The sequence below is a fragment of the Phenylobacterium sp. SCN 70-31 genome (assembly GCF_001724605.1).
Lineage (GTDB): Bacteria > Pseudomonadota > Alphaproteobacteria > Caulobacterales > Caulobacteraceae > Phenylobacterium.
The window spans coordinates 82,066-99,898 of sequence record NZ_MEEX01000007.1 but is presented as its reverse complement, the minus strand read 5'-3'; the positions used below and the strand labels follow the sequence as shown (position 1 = coordinate 99,898).

The window sequence follows — 17,833 nt, the reverse complement described above, 5'->3', positions numbered from 1 at the left end:
AGTTCGGGAAGGACTGAACCGCGCGATGGAACTGATCTACGTCTACCAGGAATGGCCCTATGCGGAGACGTTCCGCATCGCACGCGGGGCAAGTGTCCACTCCCCCCTGTTCGTCGCCATCGTGAAGGACGGCGAGCGCTACGGCCGCGGCGAGTGCGGCGTGCTCGCGCAATACGGTCAGACGGCCGACGACGTTCGCGCCGGCTTCGAAGCGGCGCGCGAGGTGCTGCGCCACTCACCGAGCCGGGCGGACCTGGCGCATCTCGTCCCCGGCACGGCCGTCCGCAACGCCCTGGATTGCGCACTCTGGGACCTGGAATGCCAGGCCTCGGGAAAGGACATCTGGACGCTGACGGGCGTCGCTGCGCCGGCGTCGCTCGAGGTCGACATGACGGTGAGCATCAACGACTTGGACAAGATGTGCGCCGACGCCCGCCGCGCCGTCGCCCACGGATATCGCGTCCTCAAGATCAAGGCCGACCAGGAGGACGTTCTGGCTCGCGTCTCGGCGATCGCCGCCGCCGCGCCGGGCGTGCGGCTGCTGGTGGACGCCAATGAGGCTTGGGACCTGCCGGGGCTCGAACGGCTCGCGCCCGCGCTCGCCGAACTCGGAGTGGCGCTGATAGAACAGCCTCTGCATCACCAGGCCGACGACGCGCTCGCCGGATACCGCTGCTCCATCCCGCTGTGCGCCGACGAGAGCTGCCGCGACCTGACGGATCTGGACCGCCTGGCGGAGCGCTATCAGGCCATCAACATCAAGCTCGACAAGGTGGGAGGCCTGACGCCCGCCCTCGAGCTTGCCCGGGCCGCGAAGGCTCGGGGGCTCTCGCTGATGGTCGGCTGCAGCGGTCCGACGTCGCTCGGCGCCGCGCCCGCCTACGTCGTGGGCGCCCTCGCCGACTACCTGGACCTCGATGGCCCCGCGCTGTTGCTCGACGACCGAGCGGACGCCATGGAGTACCGCGAGGGACGCCTGCACCGGATGAAGGCGCGCCTGTGGGGCGGAGCGAGAGCATGACGGCGATGGTCCGACTCGCCGACTACCGGCCCTATCCCTACGACGTGGAGTCGGTCGATCTCCGGTTCGAACTCGACCCCGACGAAACCCTCGTGACCGCCCGGATCCGCTACCGCCTTCGCGCGGGCGAGCCTCTTCAGGATCTTGTGCTCGACGGTCGCGGCCTGCGCCTGGTGGCCGCCCGCCTAGACGGACAGGCCATCGCACCCGGCGACTTGCAGGCGTCTCCGGAGCGCCTGACCGTCAAGCCCCCCTCCGAGACCTTCGAACTGGAGACGACCGTCGCGCTCCAGCCTTCCGGCAACACCAGCAAACAGGGCCTCTTCTTCCACGAGGGGCTTCTGCTCACCCACTGCGAGCCGGAGGGCTTCCGGCGGATAACCTATTTCCCGGATCGCCCGGACATCCTCGCGCCCTACACGGTGACGCTGTCGGCGGATGCTGCGAGGTTCCCGCTGCTGCTCTCGAACGGCGCCTGCGTGAACGAGGGCTCGGTCGGCGGTCGCCACTGGAGAACCTTCCGCGACCCGATCCCGAAGCCGACCTACATCTTCGCCGCCTTCGCAGGCGACATGGCGGCGCTGGCGGGCCGACACCGCACGGCGTCCGGCCGTTCCGTCGAGCTGACGGTCTACGCGACGGCGCGCGACATCGACCGGTGTGGCTACGCCCTCGAGGCGTTGAAGGCCGCCCTGGCGTGGGACGAAGCCGTGTTCGGACTCGAGTACGACCTCGACAGCTATGGCGTCGTGGCGATCCCGGCCTACGCCGGCGCCCACGAGAACAAGGGCCTCAACTTCCTGGGCGTCGATCTGATCGTCGCCGAACCGAGCGTGGCCACCGACGAGGACTACGAACTCGTCCGCCGCATCGTGGGTCACGAGGCTTTCCACAACTGGACCGGGAATCGTGTGACCTGCCGCGACTGGTTCCAGCTCAGCCTCAAGGAAGGCCTCACGCGGCTGCGCGACCAGCTTTTCATGGAAGATGCGCTCGAATCCGGCGTCTACCGGATCGATCAGGTCAGGGCCCTGAGGCGCAACCAGTTCCCGGAGGACGACGGACCGGCCGCACATCCGATCCAGCCGCCGGCCTTCGTGAAGATCGAGAATTTCTACACCAACACCGTCTACGAGAAGGGCGCCGAGGTCCTGCGCATGCTGCGCACGATCCTGACCCCCGAAGGCTTCGTGGCGGCGATCCGGCTCTATCTCACGCGCCACGACGGGCAGGCGGTCACACTCGAGGCGCTGTTCGCGGCGGCCGAGGACGCATGCGGCGTCGACCTCGGCCAGTTCCGGCGGTGGGCCACCCAGCCCGGCCGGCCGCGTCTGGCGGCGCATGGGTCCTACGACCCGGAGGCGCGCGCCTATCGCTTGACCCTGCGCCAGACACCGGCCTCACCCGCAGCCCAGCCGCTGCATATGCCCGTCTCCGTGGCGCTGGTCTCGCCGGAGGGCGTCCGGCTCGGCGCCGAGACGCTATGCGAGTTGAAGGACTGGGAGCAGACGTTCGAGTTCGCGGACGTACCGGTCGAACCAATTCCGTCGTTGTTGCGCGGCTTCTCGGCCCCCGTGAGCCTCGAATGTGCGCACGACGCCGCCCAACTGGCGTGCCTCGCGGCCTTCGACGACGATCCGTTCGTGGCATGGGACAGCCTTCAGACCCTGCTCATCAACGAGATCCGACGTCTGGCGGCCGCTTGGCGTCAGGGCGTTCCGCTCCAGCTCTCCGACGTCGTCGAATCCGCGTTCGGCCAAGTGCTGCGGGACGAGACGCGAGGCCCGCGCCTGCGTGCGCTGCTCCTGGGCGTCCCGGATGAACCCGTCCTCAGCGAGGGCCTGCCCGAGGTCGATCTCGACGGGCACATGGCGGCCCGGGCCTTCCTGCGCGGCGAAATCTGCCGACGCTTCCGGCCCGCGATTCAGGCCGTCTATCAGGCGCAAGGCCGTTGGGCGCCGTCGGACCTGACCAACGCCGCCGTCGGCGGCCGGATGTTGCGCAACGCCGCCCTGGACCTGCTGGTCGCGGACGGCGACCCCCACGCCGCCCACGCCTGTTTCACCCAGGTGACGGAGGGCCCGTCGATGACCGAGTCCTTCGAGGCGCTCTGCATCCTGTCACATCTCGATACGCCGTTGCGGACGGCCGCCTTCCAGGCGTTCTACGCACGGCGCCGGGACGAGCCGCAGCTCGTGGACAAGTGGTTCAAGGCGATGGCGCTGTCGCGCGCCCCCGGCGCGGTCGACGAGATCGTCGGGCTTGCGGACCATCCCGACCTCGCCCCCGACAACACGTCGCGCAACCTGGCGTTCTTCGGCAGCTTCTTCCGGCAGAACCGGGTCATGTTCCACGATCTGAGCGGAAAGGGCTACGCGTTCCTGGCCGATCGCCTGATCGCCGCCGACCGGCGCGGCTCGGGAAGGCCGGGGTACCTCATGGCTCAGATCGACCAATGGCGGCGCTATTCCGCGCCTCGGCGCGATCTGATGCGCGCCGCACTGCGACGGGTGATCGAAACACCGGACATATCCGCGGGCCTTGAGGAAGTGGTCCGCCGCAGCCTCGGCGACTGATCGGCCGCCGCCGCAGCAAGGCGGGTTCAGGCCCGGAGCCCGTCCAGCCACGCCCCGAACATCTCGCGCGCGGCCGCCGCCATCGCCACAGCGCGGCCCACCGCCGCTGAGCGCAAGCCGACGACGTCTATGCCGCTCGTCGCGAGTTCGACAGCATGGCCCACCAACCACCGCTCAAGGTCGCGCGAGACGTCGACCTCGGCATGGAACTGTAGGCCGAGAATGCGCGGGCCTCTCGCGAAGGCCTGATTGGCGCACCGGGACGTGGCGGCGAGTCGCTGGGCGCCCTGCGGTATCTCGAACATATCGCCATGCCAGTGCAGCACCGAGGTCCCCGCGAGATGGCGAAGCGGCCCCGCCGCGCCGGCGACCGACAGGTCCAGCGGCGCGAAGCCTATCTCCTTGTGTCCCATCGGCGCGACGCGCGCGCCCATCGCCGCCGCCATCTGTTGAGCGCCGAGACAAACACCGAAGGTCGGGCGATCCGCCGCGATGCGCTCCGACAGCAGGGCTTGCTGTTCCACCAGGAAGGGATAGGCGTCCTGATCATAGACACCTACAGGGCCGCCCAGCACCAGCAACAGGTCGGGATCGAGCGCTCGGAACTGCAACGCCCCAGCGGCGGCGACGTCCTGGACGTCCACCTCGTATCCGGCCGCCGCCAGAACCCCGGCGTAGACACCGAGGTCTTGGAAGTGGACATGGCGCAGCGCGATGGCGCGACGCCCCGTCATGTCATGAACAACTGTTCCGGGTTGCGGAAAGCCTTGAATTCCAGTGCGTTGCCCGAAGGATCGAGGAAGAACATCGTCGACTGCTCTCCGACCTGCCCCTCGAACCTGACATAGGGCGCGATCACGAACGCCACATCGGCGGCGGCAAGGCGATCGGCGAACTCGTGGAACGCATTCCATTCGAGGACCACCCCGAAATGCGGCACCGGCACGTCGTGGCCATCGACGGGGTTGTGGTGGTTCCGTTCGGCGCCGCTCCACCCGGGCTTCAGGTGCGCCACGATCTGATGGCCGAACAGATCATAATCGACCCAGGTATCGGAACTGCGCCCTTCCGGCAGCCCGAGCAGCCCGCCGTAGAACTCGCGGGCCGCCGCCAGATCATGCACGGGGAACGCCAGGTGGAAGGGTGCGAGCGAACTTTGGTTCATGAGCAGTTCCCCTTTCACACTGGCGCGAGGATTCCAGGACGCCAGGATCCCGCCGCCGACCCGCCAGTTCCGACGCCGGCGACATATGATCATCGCTTATATTTTCGCAGCCTTGTCGTCAACGGCCGCCGCCACGCCCTCCGGACGGGACGTCAGGGCGGCGCTCCATTCGCCTCGATCGTCGCCGTGCGGAGATCGGCGCCGCATGCAGCCACGCTCGTCGCTGTCCCTAAAGATCGGTCGCCCTGGAGCCCACACGCCTCGGTCTGCATCAACAGGACGGCCTCGATCTCCCCCGCGTTCAGCGCGCGCGCCGACTTCAACATCAATATCCTGGGCCGGGCCCAGAAGCACCTGGCCGACCGCTGCAACGGTCCGGTGAAGGGCGAGGCCCGGTTCGGAGAAGGCGCGTGGATCGACGACGACGTCCCCTGGCTCTCCGACGCCCAGGCGGTGGTCTGCTGTCGCCATGACGGCGAGTTCCACTACGGCACCCACGGCGTCTTCGTCGGTCGGGTGCTGAGCGTGCGGGTGCATGGCGAGGTCGACCCGCTGATCTACGCCGACGGCCTCTATGGCTCGACGATCCTCGGGAGGCCGCAATGACCCACACCCAGACCCGCATGCTGGAAGGCCTGAAGGTCGTCGACCTCACCTCGGTGATCTTCGGTCCCTACTGCACCCTGACCCTCGCCGACCTGGGCGCCCAGGTGACCAAGGTCGAGGTTCCCGCCGGCGACAGCTCGCGCTTCGCCGGCGTGACGGAGCGCAACCCCATGATGGGCCCGGTGTACATGTCGCTGAACCGCGGCAAGCGGTCGGTCGCGCTGGACCTCAAGGCCGAGGCCGACCTCGCGGTCATGCACGCCCTGCTGAAGGACGCCGACGTCTTCATCCACAACGTCCGCGCCTCGGCGATCAGCCGCCTGGGCCTGGACTACGACGCCGTGAAGGCGATCAACCCGCAGATCATCTACCTGCACTGCGTCGGCTTCGGCTCGGACGGTCCCTATGGCGGCCTGCAGGCCTATGACGACGTGATCCAGACCGCCTCGGGCATGACCAGCATGCAGAGCATGGTCGATGGAGACCCACGGCCGCGCTATGTGCCCTCGGCCATCGCCGACAAGGTGGCCGGCCTCCACGCCGCCTACGCCCTGCTGGCCGCCTACATCCACCGGCTCAGGACCGGCGAGGGCCAGTTCGTCGAGGTCGCCATGTTCGAGACCTTCGTGCACTTCCTGCTCCAGGAGCACCTGTTCGGCCTGACCTTCGATCCCCCGACCGGCCCCGTGGGCTACTTCCGGCAGGTGGACCCGGACCGCCAGCCCTTCCCCACCGCCGACGGCCACATCGCCATCGTGCCCTACAACGACGACGCCTGGATCAAGCTGTTCGAGATGACCGGCCGGCCGGACGTGCTCCAGGAGCCGGGGCTCGCGACACCGGAGGACCGGGCCGCCAACCTGGGCGCGCTCTACCAGATCCTCGCGACCCTGACCCCCCAGCGCACCAGCGCCGAGTGGTTCCAGGCGCTCAACGCCGCCTCGATCCCCGCGACCCCGGTCCGCGACCTGGCCGACATCCAGCAGGACCCGCACCTGGTGGCGACCGACTTCTTCCGCCGTCGCGAGCACGAGGCCGTCGGCCCCTATTTCGAGATGCGGCCGCCGGTCCGCTTCAGCCGCCCGGCTCCCGACGACCAGGCCACGCCCCCTGTGCTCGGACAGCACACCGAGGAGGTGCGGCGCGAGCTGGGCCTGGCCGGTCCCGCGGACTCCGCCATTCACGGAGACGCCGCATGAGCGCGGCCCTCGCCGACCCCTCCAAGGATCGCTGCGCCGGCTACGGCATCACCTGTACCTCGAACCCGTCGGGGGACTGGGTCTCGCGCCGCAACATCCCGGCCACGTTGCGACGGCTCGACTGAGCAGCGAGGCCGTCGTCAGTCCCGCGCCGACAGTCCGGCCGCGGGACGATGTCGCCCACGCGCCCCACCACCTCCGCGCTCACCTTGGGTGGGACTGAGTCTCGGGGCGATCCGCGGACGCCAGGAAGCCCGTCACGATCTCGGCCACCTCCGCCGCATGGTGTTCGAACACGCCGTGGCGTGCGCCGGGAAGTTCCATGTACGCCGCCCCGGGGATGAGGGCGGCGTGGGCTGCCGTCACCGCATGGAGGTCGTCCTCCGGGTTGAGGACGAGGGTCGGACGGCCGATCAGCGGAAGCGCGGCGATCAGGTCGTATCCATAGACCGCAGCGTAGCCCCAGGGGCCGCGCCGACCGGGACGCAGGTTTTCGGCGAAGGACGCGTGCAGCCAGTCCGCTCCGAGCGCCGGATGGGTGCGCGCGCGCATGATCGACCACAGACGTCCGAGATGGCCGCCCTCGATCTCCGGAGCCGGCCAGGACGAGAGACCTTCCAGCTTGGCGGCGCGGGTGGGGGCGTCGTAGGCGGGCAACGAGGTCAGGACGAGGCGGCGGACGCGTTCCGGATACAGCCGGGACAGGGCCACCGCCAGGACCGAGCCGGTGTGATACCCCATCACATCGACCGATCCCTCCGGCGCCAACGGCGTCACGGCCTCCATGATCGCGAGGGCGAGATCTTCGATCGAGGCCGGTCGCGCAGGCGGATCGCTCGCCCCATAGCCCGGCGTATCCGGCGCGATGGCGAAGCACCTGTGTCCGAGACGGCCCATGAGGGTCTCGTAGATCCACCCCGACTTCGGCGTCGGGTGCAGCAGCAGCAGTGGCGGGCCAAGTCCCCGAGCCCCCGAGATCCGGACGTGTGTCTGGCCCCAACGGCTGTCGAGATAGGCCCGCCGGACCACGGCCGGGGCGATGTCTCGCGGATTCGCGGTCATCGAAAGCTCCCGACCCGGCGCATGCCGGCGTCAAGCGTCGGTCGCGGCCCGCCGCCCGAAGGTCCTGCGGCCATCATTCCGCGACGAGTTCCTCCTCGACGGCCGCCAGTTGATAGCAGGATCCCGGCCGCTCGCCCGACACCACTTCCATCCGAGCCAGAAGGCGCGCCTCGCCCGTCCGCCAGATGCGCAGTTCCTTTCCGGGCCGTGGCGTCCAGAGGAAGCGCTCGGTGGGGACCACGCCCACCGGCAGCTCGAGATCCTCCCGGCCTTCGTACACCGCGCTGCTGCGCAGCAGATGCCCATGCCCGAGCGTCCCTCCGAACCAGGTGTTGGACACCGTGTAGACGACGACCTCCTGCGGCTCGGCATGGTCGGTGGACATCAGGTTGGTCTTCCAGGCGTCGCCGGTGATTGGGTGGAAGCCCAGGGTCATGTTGGCGGGCGCCTCCAGCACGGCGTGGTCCATGGGCTCGCCCGGTCGCCAGTAGTAGGAATCCAGCCGGCCCGGGAACACGCGCCGCAGCACCGTGCCCGCCAGTTCGCCCTTCAGAAAGAGCCGACCCACGCCCTCGACCGGGCGCCAGTCCCGGTCGACCATCATGTTGACGTCGCGCAGCAGATCGCCGGCGGGCGACCGCGTGACCGTGCGGAGCGTGCGACCGCCGTCGGGGTTCAGCGTGATCACGAACCGCTCATAGGGCCTGGGCGCCTCGCCCGGCTCGACGATGTCGATCCGCCCCGCGACGATCCTTGTTGCCGGCATGTGCAAGCCCCGATTGTTGTTTCCAAATGCGTACATATTGAGCGAGCGGCTTGGCAAGTATGACTTGCCATCCACCTCCACACGCCTCTTTATAAATACAACATGAGCACTGACCTGACTCGTAGAGGCCTCGTCGTCGGCGCGGCGACCGCGCCCACGGTCGCTCAGGCCGCCATGAAGTCCTCGTCGCCCGCCAAACGCTCTTTGTCCTCCTCCTCGTCCGATGCGTTCGACCTCATCGTGATGGGCGGCGGCAGCACGGGCCTTCCGGCCGCGATCACCGCCGCGGCGGCCGGCGCCAGGGTGCTGCTGCTCGAGCACAGCCCGAAGCTGGGCGGATCGCTGCACGTGGCCAACGGCCAGATGAGCGCGGCGGGCACACGCCTTCAGAAGGAAAAGGGCATAGAGGACTCGCCCGAGGACCACTTCGCCGACGTGATGCGACTGAGCCGCGGGACGGCCGATGCGGCGCTGGTGCGCCTGGCGATCTGGAATGCGGCCGGGACGGTCGACTGGCTGACCGACCTCGGCTTCGAGCCGGACCCGGTCGCGCCGACGAAGGGCATCGGCCACGAGCCCTACGGCAAGGCCCGCTACCTCTGGGGCATGGACAAGGGACACTCCATCCGCCGCGTCCTGGAAACCGAACTGCAACGCCACGTCGACGCCGGCCGGGTGGACATACGCCTCGAACACGAGGTCCAGGCCCTCTCGATCGGGACGACGGGGGCGGTCACCGGCGTCACCGCCCGCAGCGCCGATGGCGTGACCCACGCCTTCACCGCACCGTCCGTCCTGCTGGCCAGCGGCGGCTACAACGCCAACCCGCAAATGTACCGCGAGATCTGCGGGCGGGATCTCTACACCACCCTGCCCTACCCCTATGCGCGCGGCGCCGGCCATCGGCTGGCGCTGTCGGCGGGCGGACACCTGCGCGGGGTCGAGAACTTCTTCATCAACTTCGGCTACGTGCTGGAGACGGCCTCGCTGCCCTCGCCCCTGGCCGGCCGCGCCGTGACCTATCCCGACCGCCGCGCGCCCTGGGAAATCTACGTCAACGCCCTGGGCCAGCGTTTCGTCCGCGAGGACCTGCCCAGCATCGACGCTCGCGAGAACGCCCTGCTCGGCCAGCCCGGCGAGCGCTACTGGATCGTCTTCGACCAGGGCGTCCTCGACAACGCCCCGCCGCTCATGGCGGGCTGGACCCGCGAGCAGATGGCCGCCGCGTTCGACGGTCGCCCCAACTTCTACAAAGGCGACACGCTGGTGGCGCTGGCGGCGACCATCGGCATCGACCCCGTACGGCTCAAGGCGTCGGTCGACGGTTACAACTACGGCGTGACGACGGGCGCCGACTTCCTGGGCCGCCGGCATCTGCCGCGCCCCCTGGGGACGGGTCCGTTCTACGCCATCCGCCAGCAAGGCGCCCCGGTCAGCAGTGCGGCTGGGGTCGCGGTCAACGGGGACCTCCAGGTGATCCGCAGGGACGGCGCCCCCATCTCAGGCCTCTATGCTGCAGGCGAGATCCTGGGCTCCGGCCAACTGATGGGCCGCGCCACCTGCGGCGGCATGATGGTGACTCCGGCCCTGACCTTCGGGCGCCTGCTCGGAAGGCGCCTGGCCGAACGCGCGCGCCAACCCGCCTAGGGCGGTGGACACGACCTCGCGACTTGTATCTAATTTAAGACATCAATGGTGCGTAACGGCGGGGACATCATGGCGGAACAGGTGGCGGCCGAAGACGAAAAGCCCGCCCCGAAGCTCTTCGGGATCGGCGTTCCGGCGCTGGGCTGGGCGCTGGCGGAGGCCGGACGCATTCCATATGTCGCGCTGATCTCGATCAGCGTCTTCATCCCTTATTTCGCCACCCAGGTCGTGGGCGACCCGGTTCAGGGTCAGGCCTACGTCGCGCTGATCGGCACGATCTCGGGGCTGCTCGCCGGCTTCACCGCGCCGTTGCTGGGCGCGACCCTGGACGCCCTTGGACCCCGCAAGCCCTGGCTGGCGCTCGGCACCGGCCTCATGGCGATCCTGCTGTTCAGCCTGTGGTGGGCGATCCCGGGAGGCCTGGGCCTGTCGGTGGCCGCCCTCGTCGTCATCATCGCGGTCGTGAAGGTGCTCTACTCCTACACCGAGGTGCTGCACAATTCGCTGATGCCGCTGCAGACCGACCGCAAGACCGTGCATCGGGTTTCGTCCTTCGGCTCGGCGGTGGGCAGCCTGTCGGGCGTGCTCGTCATGACCTTCGCGCTCTGGGCCTTCTCCCTTCCGGCCCGTCCGGGCCTGGACTGGGCCTGGGTCCCGAACGAGCCCCTTTTCGGCCTGGACGTGAGCAAGTTCGAGAATGCGCGCATCGCCGGGCCGCTGGCGGGCGCGATGATCTTCCTGGCGGTGCTGCCCCTGCTGTGGCTGGCCAACGACGCCCCGAAGGTCCACGCGAAGTTCTCGGCGGCGGTCGCCGATAGCGCCCGCTACCTCGTGAGCCTGCCGACCCGGCTGAAGGGCAACCGCGAAGGCGCGATCTTTCTGTTCTTCCGCATGATCTACGCCGACGGCGCCACCGCGCTGGTCATGTTCGGCGGCGTCTACGCCGCGGGCGTCATGGGCTGGGGCGGCATCCAGCTGCTGATCCTGGGCATCCTGCGAATGTTCGCCGGCGCGTGGGGCGCCATGTTCGCAGGCTGGCTGGACGAGAAGCTGGGCTGCAAGCGCGCCGTCCAGCTCCAGCTCGTGGGCATGGTCGTCCTGGTTCTGGCGATGATCGGCACCAGCCCGACGCGCATGCTGTTCTTCTGGACCTACGACGGACCTGCAGTCGGCGACGACGCCCTGTTCTCCAGTCCGCCCGAATGGCTGTTCCTGGGCATCGCCATCGCCATCGCCTTCCTCTCGCTTGCCCTGTCGTCTTCCAGCCGCAGCTTCCTGTCGCGGATCTCGCCGCCGGGCGAGACGGGCGCCTACTTCGGCCTCTACGCGCTGGCCGGCAGCGCCACGTCTTGGCTGGCGCCGATGGTCGTGGGTCTCGCGACCGGGATCTTCCAGTCGCAGCAGGCGGGGATCGTCCCCATCGTGGCGTTCCTCGTGATCGGACTGATGGGCTTGTCACTGATTTCCTCGCGGATCGACGGCGAGGAGCCCGAGGGCGATGGAGACCGACCGGCATGAGCGCGACGCCCACCATATCCGGCGGAGAGGCCATGGCGCGAGAATGCGCCCGGCAAGATGTTCGCACGGTCTTCGCCCTGTCCGGCGCGGCCCACACCCAGTTGCTGCGAAGCCTGTCGGCGGACGGGGTGCGGGTGGTCTCCACCCGGCACGAGACCGCGACGGTCTGTGCGGCGGACGGGTTCGCCCGAGTGTCCGGCAAGGTCGGCGTGGCGCTGATCAAGGACGAACAGGGCCTGGCCAACGCCGTCACCGGCATCGTCACGGCGCAGAAGGCGGGCACGCCTGTCGTGGTGCTGGTGTCCACCCGGCCCGGGAGCTGGATCGAGGCGCATCACGAGGCCGAGGACGATCCCCTGGCGCTTGCGCGCGGGATCGCCAAGTGGGTGCGCAACGTCCCGAGCCCGGACAGGGTGGCGGAATATCTGGCCGAAGCCTTTCACCAGGCCGCCACAGGCCGAACCGGCGTCGCGGTGCTGGGTGTCCGCCAGGAGTTCGGTCGCGCCCAGGTGAGCGCCGCGGCGCCGCTCGCCAAGACCGTGCTCCCGATCCCGCCCGCGGCGCCTGAGACCTCCGCCATCGACGCCGCGGCGACCCTGCTCCTCGCCGCCCGCCGGCCGATGATCCTGGTCGGCGGCGGGGCCTATCGCTCAGGCGCCGGGCCCGCGCTGCGACAGCTTGCGGAGGCCCTCGGCGCGCCGGTGATGGGCCACGCGCAGGGACGCGGCCTGGCGCCCGAGGACCACATCCTGGGCTTCGGCTGGCCCCTGGCGCAGGTGGCCGCACGGGATGCGGACGTGGTCCTGTGCGTCGGCGTCCGGTTGGGCCAGCGGTTCGGCTATGGCCGCGCGCCACGCTTCTCGCCCGACGTGAAGTTCATTCAGATCGACACGGTGGCCGAGGAGATCGGCCGTCACCGCCCCATAGACGCGCCCATCGTCGCCGACGCCCGCCTGGGGCTGGAGGCCCTGTGCGCCGCCGTGGGCGCGCCGGCCCCTCGAGACACCGGCTGGGTCAACGCGGCGATGGCCGTGCGGCTCGCACGGATCGCCGAGCTGGAGGTGGAGGGCAACGGCGCGATCCATCCGCTGAGCCTCTGTCGTCGGCTCATGGACCGCTGGCCGCCCGACGCGATCTATGTGGGCGACGGCGCAGACATCCAGAACTGGATGCTGGGGACCCTGCGCCTGCCTCGCGCCGGGGCCTTCCTCGACCACTATCCGTTCGGCTCGATGGGGGTCGGCACGCCGCTGGCGCTGGGCGCAGCCGCCGCCGCCCGCGAGGCCGCCGATGCGGATGGCTCGCCCCTTCGCCCGGTGATCCTGGTGACCGGCGACGGCTCGTTCGGCTTTTATTGCAGCGAACTGAACAGCGCCCAGCTCGCCGGGCTGCAGCTGGCCGTGATCATCTCGAACGACGGCGCCTGGGGCACCGAGAAGCACGGCCACCTCAAGGCGCTGGGCGAATCCTTCAACTGCGAACTGGGCCAGGCCGACTATCACCTGATCGCCCACGCCTTCGGGTGCGGCGGCGAGCGTGTCGAAGCCAGCGCGGAGGTCCCGGCCGCGATCGATCGCATGCTGGCGGCCGAAGGGCCATATGTTCTCAACGTGATCACCGATCCCATGGCCGGCGCGACCCGCAAGACCGACCCCCGGGTCGTCACCGTGGCCTTCGAAGACATGGCCAAACCGGGCGGCGCCGCGACGCCGGCCGTTCTCTAGGAAGTCCTGCCCATGAGCGTCCAAGCCATCCCCGCCGCGATCATCGGCGACACCCGCGTCGCCGGAGACGTCGTCCAGTCGGTCTACGATCCGGCCAACGAGGACGCGGTCGCCCAGCTTCAGGAAGCCGACGCCGCCGTGGTGGACCAGGCGGTCCGGGCCGCCGTCGCCGGCTACGCCGAATGGCGCACCGTCAGCGTCGAAGGACGCCAGAAGGTGCTGCGCCAGATGGCCGATCTGATCGACACCAACGCCGACGAGCTGGCCGACCTCGAGACGTCCAACACCGGCATCCCGCTCGCCCAGGCCCACGGCCGGCACGTGAAGCGCGCGGCGCACAACTTCCGCTTTTTCGCCGACTACATCGGCCAGGCCGAAGGCCAGATCTACGAGCAGGACCCCGCCTTCCTCACGCTGGTCCGCCGTGAATCCGTGGGCGTCGCCGGGCTGATCGCCCCGTGGAACGCGCCGATCGCGCTGGGCGGCATGAAGATCGCCGCCTCCATCGCCTTCGGGAACAGCTGCGTGATCAAGCCCTCCGAACAGGCGTCTCTCGGCGTCACCCGGCTGGTCGAGGTCCTGCAGCAGGCCGACACGCCGCGGGGCGTGATCAATCTGGTCAACGGCCGCGGCGCGATCACCGGCCAGGCCCTGGTGGTTCACCCCCAGGTCGACCGCGTCTCGTTCACGGGCGGCACCACCACGGGCAAGGCGATCATGTCGGCCGCCGGCGCCCATCTGAAGCCCTGCACCATGGAGCTGGGCGGCAAGTCGGCGAACATCATCTTCGAGAGCGCCGATTTCGAGACCGCCCTCGACGGAGCGCTCCTGGGTATCTTCACCAACAACGGCCAGCAGTGCCTGGCCGGTTCGCGCATCCTGGTTCAGCGTTCCATCGCCGACCGGTTCATCGAAGCGTTCGTCGAGCGCGCTCGCAAGCTGCGTATCGACCACCCGCGTTCGGCCACGGTCGAACTGGGTCCGCTGGCCTCGGCCCCGCACCGCGACCGCGTGCTGTCGTTCGCCGCCCAGGCCAGGACCGAGGGGGCCAGGGTGTTGCTGGGCGGAGAGCGTTCGACGAAGTTCGACCGTGGCTATTACATCGACCCCATCATCATCGCCGCGCCGTCCAACGACATCTCGGCCTGCCAGGACGAGATCTTCGGCCCGTTCGCCTCGATCCTGACGTTCGAGACGCCCGAAGAGGCCTACGCCCTCGCCAACGCCACCAAGTTCGGCCTGGTGAGCTATGTCTGGACCCAGGACCTCATGCTGGCCATGGAGGCTCAGGAGCGACTGGAATCGGGCGTCGTCTGGGTGAACACGCCCATGATGCGCGAACTGCGGGCGCCGTTCGGCGGCTTCAAGGAATCGGGGGTCGGCGCCGAGGGCGGTCGGGCCTGCGAGCAGTTCTACACCCGGGAGAAGACGGTCACGATCCGCAAGAGCCGCGCGCCGCTGCAACGCCTGGGCCTCGGCTGAGACGGCGCACGCGCCGGGCGATCACGGCTTGGCGCCCGCGGCCCGGTGGATCGCCCTGCGAATCCGGGGATAGGTCCCGCAGCGGCAGATGTTGGTGATGCCGTCGATGTCGGCGTCTGTCGGCCTGGGATTGGCTTCCAGCAGGTGCACGGCCGCCATCACCATGCCGGACTGGCAGTAGCCGCACTGAGGCGCCTGCTCCTGGATCCAGGCCTTCTGGACGGGATGCGAGCGGTCCTTCGACAGCCCCTCGATCGTGCGCACCGACATGCCGGCCACGTCCTCCAGACGCACCACGCAGGCGCGCACCAGATCGCCCTCGAGGATCACCGAACAGGCGCCGCAGACGCCGACGCCGCAGCCGTACTTGGTCCCCGTCAGCCCCAACTGCTCGCGCAACGCCCAGAGCAGCGGCGTGTCGGGATCGGCCGTGATGTTGTGCGCCACGCCGTTCACGGTGAGCTTGAAGGTCTTCATCACGAACTCCGTCAGACGGCCATGACGCCGGCGCGGGCCAGGGGCAGGCTGCGCAGACGTCTGCCCGTGGCGTCGTGGTAGGCGTTCAGCAGCGCCGGCGCGACGCACGGCGTGCCCGGCTCGCCCGCTCCGCCGATCGGCGCGTCGGAGTGGAGCACCTCGACCAGGATCTCCGGCGTCTGGCTCAGCATCAGGGGCATGTTGTCGGCGAAGCTGCGGGTCTGGGGCTCTCCGTTCTCGAACGTGACATCCCCGGTCAGCGCGGCGGAAAGACCATAGATGATCCCCCCCTCCATCTGCGCCTTCACGCCGTCCGGCGAGACGGCCCGCCCGCAGTCGATGACGCAGGAGATCCTGCGGATCTTGATCTCCGCGTCCGACCGGACCTCGAGTTCCACCACCTCGGCGACGATGGAGCCGTAGCCCTCGCTGATCGCCACGCCCCGGCCGACACCCTTGGCCTTGGGTGTGTCCCACCCTGAGAGCCTGGCGACCCGGTCCAGCACGGTCAGAAACCGCGGATGGTCGGCCAGCAGCTTGCGGCGATAGGCCAGCGGGTCGGCTTTCGCCGCCACGGCCAGTTCGTCCATCACGCCTTCCATGAAGAAGACGTTCTGCGAGTGGCCGACCGATCGCCACATGCCCACCGGGATCGGCGTCGCGACCGTCGTGCTGGCGGCGCGGAAAGCCGGGATCGCATAGGGCTGGTCCGAAATGCCGGACGCCGAGGTGGCGTCGGCCTTCGGCGTCGCCGGACGCGGCTTGCCCCATTCCAGCAGGGAGTCGCCGGCCACCTTGATTTCGAGCGCTGCGGGCTCGCCCGTCGCGGCGAGCCTGGCCCGGTAGCGCATCGACACGGCCGGCCGGAACCAGTCGTGCATCAGATCCTCGTCCCGGCTCCAGATCAGCTTGATCGGACGGCCCACGGCCTTGCCGATCTCCACCGCCTGCTGAACGTAGTCGATCTGCCAGCGCCGTCCGAAGCCGCCGCCGGCCAGCAGCGTGTTCACGGTCACCTTGTCCTTGGGCAGGTTCAGTTGCGCCGCCACCGCGTCGCGGACGCGCATCTGGCCCTGAGCGCCGACCCACAGCTCGCAGCGGTCCGCCTGGACGTGCACGACCGCGGTCATCGGCTCCATGCAGCCGTGCGCGAGATACGGCGCCTGATAGTCGCCCGCCAGAACCCCGTCGCCGGCGAGCGCCTCGGCGACGCCGCCCTCCGTCTCCCGGACCGTGAGGCCCGGTCCTTCCAGGGCCGCGAGGCGGTCCTTCGTGAGGCCTTCGGTGTTCATCGCGGCGTACGGGCTGTCGCCCCACTTCGGCTCGGCCAGCTGCAGCGCCTTCGACGCCTGCCACCAGCTGTCGGCGCAAACCGCCAGGCCCGGCGACAGACCCAGTTCGGTCTTCACCACCGCTCGCACGCCCGGCGAGGCCTTCACCGCCGCCTCGTCGTAGCTTTCCAGCCTGCCACCCACGACCGGCGCGGTGGCGACGGCGACGTTCAGCATGTCCGGAAGCGTCACGTCGATGCCGTAGATCGCCGTCCCGTCGACCTTTTCGGGAAGATCCAGGCGCTCGGGGCTGGCGCCCACGATCCTGAAGGTCGAGGGGTCCTTCAGGATCACGTTCTGCGGCATCGGCCCTGCAGCGGCGTCCTGGGCCACCGCCGCGAAGGTCAGCGTACGCCCGCTGGCCCTGTGCCGGAGGACGCTGTCGGCGACCTCGATCTGATCGGCCGGCACGGACCACCTTTGAGCGGCGGCGGCCACCAGCCGCTGGCGCGCGGTCGCCCCGATCCGCCGCAGCAGCGGCCAATAGCCCCGGATGCTCATGGAGCGGCCGACGCCCTGGAACCCTTTCGCGGGATTGGCATAGGGCTCTCCGGCTCCGGACAGGGCGAAGCGAACCTTGCTCCAGTCCGCGTCCATCTCCTCGGCGACGATCTGGGCCAGCGATGTGGTCACGCCCTGCCCGATCTCGGTGGCGGGGATCTGGATCGTCACGAGGTCGTCCGGCCCGACCGAGAGGTAGAGGCCCACGAGGTCGCTGCCGGCCTGTGTCTCCCCTCCGGCTGCCAACGCCGCCGTCGGCGCCCAAAGACCCGCCAGGACCGCCCCGCCCCAGCCCATCAACTCGCGGCGGGACATGGGCCGCACGGCCGGCGCGGTCTTGGCGGCGATCCGGGTCATTGGGTTTCCGCCTTCATGAAGGCGATCAGCGCCGCGCGGTTCCTGGCGTTCGGCATCCCGGCATAGCCCATGCGGTTGCCCTTCACGGCCTTGGCGGGGCTGGCGATGAAGTCGTCCATGGTCCTGTCGGTCCAGACGATACCGGAAGCCTTGAGCGCCGGCGAATAGGCGAAGCTGGTCTTCGTCCCCGCCTTGGCTCCGAAGATTCCGTGCAGGCTGGGACCGGCCTTGGGCGGCTCCCCCGGCTTTGCGGCGTGACAGGCCCGGCACTGGATCCACATACGCTTACCCAGCACCGCGTCGGGCGCCTGGGCCGGAGTCTGGGCGTGAGCCTGGGCGACCGAAGCCAGAACCAGCGTGGCCGTCAGGAGAAACACGGAGGGCTTCATGCGCGGAGGTCC

General features: G+C 69.4%; 16 protein-coding genes. 9 read left to right on the top strand and 7 right to left on the bottom strand.

Annotated features, from left to right (window positions below; genetic code table 11):
- Nucleotides 1-25 precede the first annotated feature (25 nt).
- Together ABS78_RS07120 and pepN are read left to right on the top strand one after the other, a co-directional pair.
- Nucleotides 26-1,021 carry a dipeptide epimerase gene (locus ABS78_RS07120; RefSeq protein WP_293376480.1) on the top strand — a complete coding sequence of 332 codons (996 nt, stop codon included), beginning with the start codon at nucleotides 26-28 and terminating at the stop codon, nucleotides 1,019-1,021.
- The gene (gene pepN, locus ABS78_RS07115; RefSeq protein WP_293376478.1) at nucleotides 1,018-3,597 is read left to right on the top strand and encodes an aminopeptidase N; all 2,580 of its coding nucleotides are present in this window, start codon (nucleotides 1,018-1,020) and stop codon (nucleotides 3,595-3,597) included. The genes ABS78_RS07120 and pepN overlap by 4 nt, the downstream gene beginning before the upstream one ends.
- A gap of 26 nt (nucleotides 3,598-3,623) precedes the next feature.
- On the opposite strand, the gene ABS78_RS07110 is transcribed toward pepN, so the two are convergent.
- Nucleotides 3,624-4,331, bottom strand: coding sequence for a glutamine amidotransferase (locus tag ABS78_RS07110; RefSeq protein ID WP_293376476.1), 708 nt, complete (start codon nucleotides 4,329-4,331; stop codon nucleotides 3,624-3,626).
- Nucleotides 4,328-4,762: a VOC family protein gene (locus ABS78_RS07105; RefSeq protein WP_293376474.1), complete on the bottom strand. Its 435-nt coding sequence runs from the start codon at nucleotides 4,760-4,762 to the stop codon at nucleotides 4,328-4,330. Before ABS78_RS07105 ends, ABS78_RS07110 begins: the two co-directional genes overlap by 4 nt.
- Nucleotides 4,763-4,948: 186 nt before the next feature.
- On the opposite strand from ABS78_RS07105, the gene ABS78_RS23900 reads away from it, so the two are divergent.
- From ABS78_RS23900 to ABS78_RS07090, 3 genes are read left to right on the top strand one after another with little or no spacing between them, the layout of a single operon-like run.
- On the top strand, nucleotides 4,949-5,368 hold the full coding sequence (locus tag ABS78_RS23900; protein WP_363082818.1) for a flavin reductase family protein: 420 nt from the start codon (nucleotides 4,949-4,951) through the stop codon (nucleotides 5,366-5,368).
- Nucleotides 5,365-6,567 carry a CoA transferase gene (locus tag ABS78_RS07095; protein WP_293376470.1) on the top strand — a complete coding sequence of 401 codons (1,203 nt, stop codon included), beginning with the start codon at nucleotides 5,365-5,367 and terminating at the stop codon, nucleotides 6,565-6,567. Before ABS78_RS23900 ends, ABS78_RS07095 begins: the two co-directional genes overlap by 4 nt.
- Nucleotides 6,564-6,692 carry a hypothetical protein gene (locus tag ABS78_RS07090; RefSeq protein WP_293376468.1) on the top strand — a complete coding sequence of 43 codons (129 nt, stop codon included), beginning with the start codon at nucleotides 6,564-6,566 and terminating at the stop codon, nucleotides 6,690-6,692. Before ABS78_RS07095 ends, ABS78_RS07090 begins: the two co-directional genes overlap by 4 nt.
- 79 nt (nucleotides 6,693-6,771) lie before the next feature.
- On the opposite strand, the gene ABS78_RS07085 is transcribed toward ABS78_RS07090, so the two are convergent.
- Both ABS78_RS07085 and ABS78_RS07080 read right to left on the bottom strand, forming a co-directional pair.
- A complete protein-coding gene (locus tag ABS78_RS07085) occupies nucleotides 6,772-7,629 on the bottom strand; it encodes an alpha/beta fold hydrolase (RefSeq protein ID WP_293376466.1) in 858 nt (285 codons plus the stop codon).
- Nucleotides 7,630-7,702: 73 nt separating this feature from the next.
- The gene (locus ABS78_RS07080) at nucleotides 7,703-8,395 is read right to left on the bottom strand and encodes a hypothetical protein (protein ID WP_293376464.1); all 693 of its coding nucleotides are present in this window, start codon (nucleotides 8,393-8,395) and stop codon (nucleotides 7,703-7,705) included.
- A 102-nt stretch (nucleotides 8,396-8,497) separates the two neighbouring features.
- Between ABS78_RS07080 and ABS78_RS07075 the strand changes: the two genes are divergently transcribed.
- The 4 genes from ABS78_RS07075 to ABS78_RS07060 are packed head-to-tail and all read left to right on the top strand — an operon-like array spanning nucleotide 8,498 to nucleotide 14,766.
- Nucleotides 8,498-10,042: an FAD-binding protein gene (locus ABS78_RS07075; protein WP_293376462.1), complete on the top strand. Its 1,545-nt coding sequence runs from the start codon at nucleotides 8,498-8,500 to the stop codon at nucleotides 10,040-10,042.
- Nucleotides 10,043-10,087: 45 nt separating this feature from the next.
- Nucleotides 10,088-11,560: an MFS transporter gene (locus ABS78_RS07070; RefSeq protein ID WP_293376460.1), complete on the top strand. Its 1,473-nt coding sequence runs from the start codon at nucleotides 10,088-10,090 to the stop codon at nucleotides 11,558-11,560.
- A complete protein-coding gene (locus ABS78_RS07065) occupies nucleotides 11,557-13,284 on the top strand; it encodes a thiamine pyrophosphate-binding protein (RefSeq protein WP_293376458.1) in 1,728 nt (575 codons plus the stop codon). Before ABS78_RS07070 ends, ABS78_RS07065 begins: the two co-directional genes overlap by 4 nt.
- 12 nt (nucleotides 13,285-13,296) lie before the next feature.
- Nucleotides 13,297-14,766: an aldehyde dehydrogenase gene (locus tag ABS78_RS07060; protein ID WP_293376456.1), complete on the top strand. Its 1,470-nt coding sequence runs from the start codon at nucleotides 13,297-13,299 to the stop codon at nucleotides 14,764-14,766.
- Nucleotides 14,767-14,787: 21 nt separating this feature from the next.
- On the opposite strand, the gene ABS78_RS07055 is transcribed toward ABS78_RS07060, so the two are convergent.
- From ABS78_RS07055 to ABS78_RS07045, 3 genes are read right to left on the bottom strand one after another with little or no spacing between them, the layout of a single operon-like run.
- On the bottom strand, nucleotides 14,788-15,243 hold the full coding sequence (locus ABS78_RS07055; RefSeq protein WP_293376454.1) for a (2Fe-2S)-binding protein: 456 nt from the start codon (nucleotides 15,241-15,243) through the stop codon (nucleotides 14,788-14,790).
- 11 nt (nucleotides 15,244-15,254) lie between these two features.
- Complete coding sequence (locus ABS78_RS07050) at nucleotides 15,255-17,432, bottom strand: molybdopterin cofactor-binding domain-containing protein (RefSeq protein ID WP_293376452.1); 2,178 nt, start codon at nucleotides 17,430-17,432, stop codon at nucleotides 15,255-15,257.
- Nucleotides 17,429-17,821, bottom strand: a complete 393-nt coding sequence (locus ABS78_RS07045; RefSeq protein WP_293376450.1) for a hypothetical protein — start codon at nucleotides 17,819-17,821, stop codon at nucleotides 17,429-17,431. Before ABS78_RS07045 ends, ABS78_RS07050 begins: the two co-directional genes overlap by 4 nt.
- Between the last annotated feature and the right edge of the window lie 12 nt (nucleotides 17,822-17,833).

Bases quoted from the DNA above. Each gene is read 5' to 3' on its own strand.
- ABS78_RS07120 (WP_293376480.1), top strand. From the start codon at position 26: ATGGAACTGATCTACGTCTACCAGGAATGGCCCTATGCGGAGACGTTC.
- pepN (WP_293376478.1), top strand. From the start codon at position 1,018: ATGACGGCGATGGTCCGACTCGCCGACTACCGGCCCTATCCCTACGAC.
- ABS78_RS07110 (WP_293376476.1), bottom strand. From the start codon at position 4,331: ATGACGGGGCGTCGCGCCATCGCGCTGCGCCATGTCCACTTCCAAGAC.
- ABS78_RS07105 (WP_293376474.1), bottom strand. From the start codon at position 4,762: ATGAACCAAAGTTCGCTCGCACCCTTCCACCTGGCGTTCCCCGTGCAT.
- ABS78_RS07095 (WP_293376470.1), top strand. From the start codon at position 5,365: ATGACCCACACCCAGACCCGCATGCTGGAAGGCCTGAAGGTCGTCGAC.
- ABS78_RS07090 (WP_293376468.1), top strand. From the start codon at position 6,564: ATGAGCGCGGCCCTCGCCGACCCCTCCAAGGATCGCTGCGCCGGCTAC.
- ABS78_RS07085 (WP_293376466.1), bottom strand. From the start codon at position 7,629: ATGACCGCGAATCCGCGAGACATCGCCCCGGCCGTGGTCCGGCGGGCC.
- ABS78_RS07080 (WP_293376464.1), bottom strand. From the start codon at position 8,395: ATGCCGGCAACAAGGATCGTCGCGGGGCGGATCGACATCGTCGAGCCG.
- ABS78_RS07075 (WP_293376462.1), top strand. From the start codon at position 8,498: ATGAGCACTGACCTGACTCGTAGAGGCCTCGTCGTCGGCGCGGCGACC.
- ABS78_RS07070 (WP_293376460.1), top strand. From the start codon at position 10,088: ATGGTGCGTAACGGCGGGGACATCATGGCGGAACAGGTGGCGGCCGAA.
- ABS78_RS07065 (WP_293376458.1), top strand. From the start codon at position 11,557: ATGAGCGCGACGCCCACCATATCCGGCGGAGAGGCCATGGCGCGAGAA.
- ABS78_RS07060 (WP_293376456.1), top strand. From the start codon at position 13,297: ATGAGCGTCCAAGCCATCCCCGCCGCGATCATCGGCGACACCCGCGTC.
- ABS78_RS07055 (WP_293376454.1), bottom strand. From the start codon at position 15,243: ATGAAGACCTTCAAGCTCACCGTGAACGGCGTGGCGCACAACATCACG.
- ABS78_RS07050 (WP_293376452.1), bottom strand. From the start codon at position 17,432: ATGACCCGGATCGCCGCCAAGACCGCGCCGGCCGTGCGGCCCATGTCC.
- ABS78_RS07045 (WP_293376450.1), bottom strand. From the start codon at position 17,821: ATGAAGCCCTCCGTGTTTCTCCTGACGGCCACGCTGGTTCTGGCTTCG.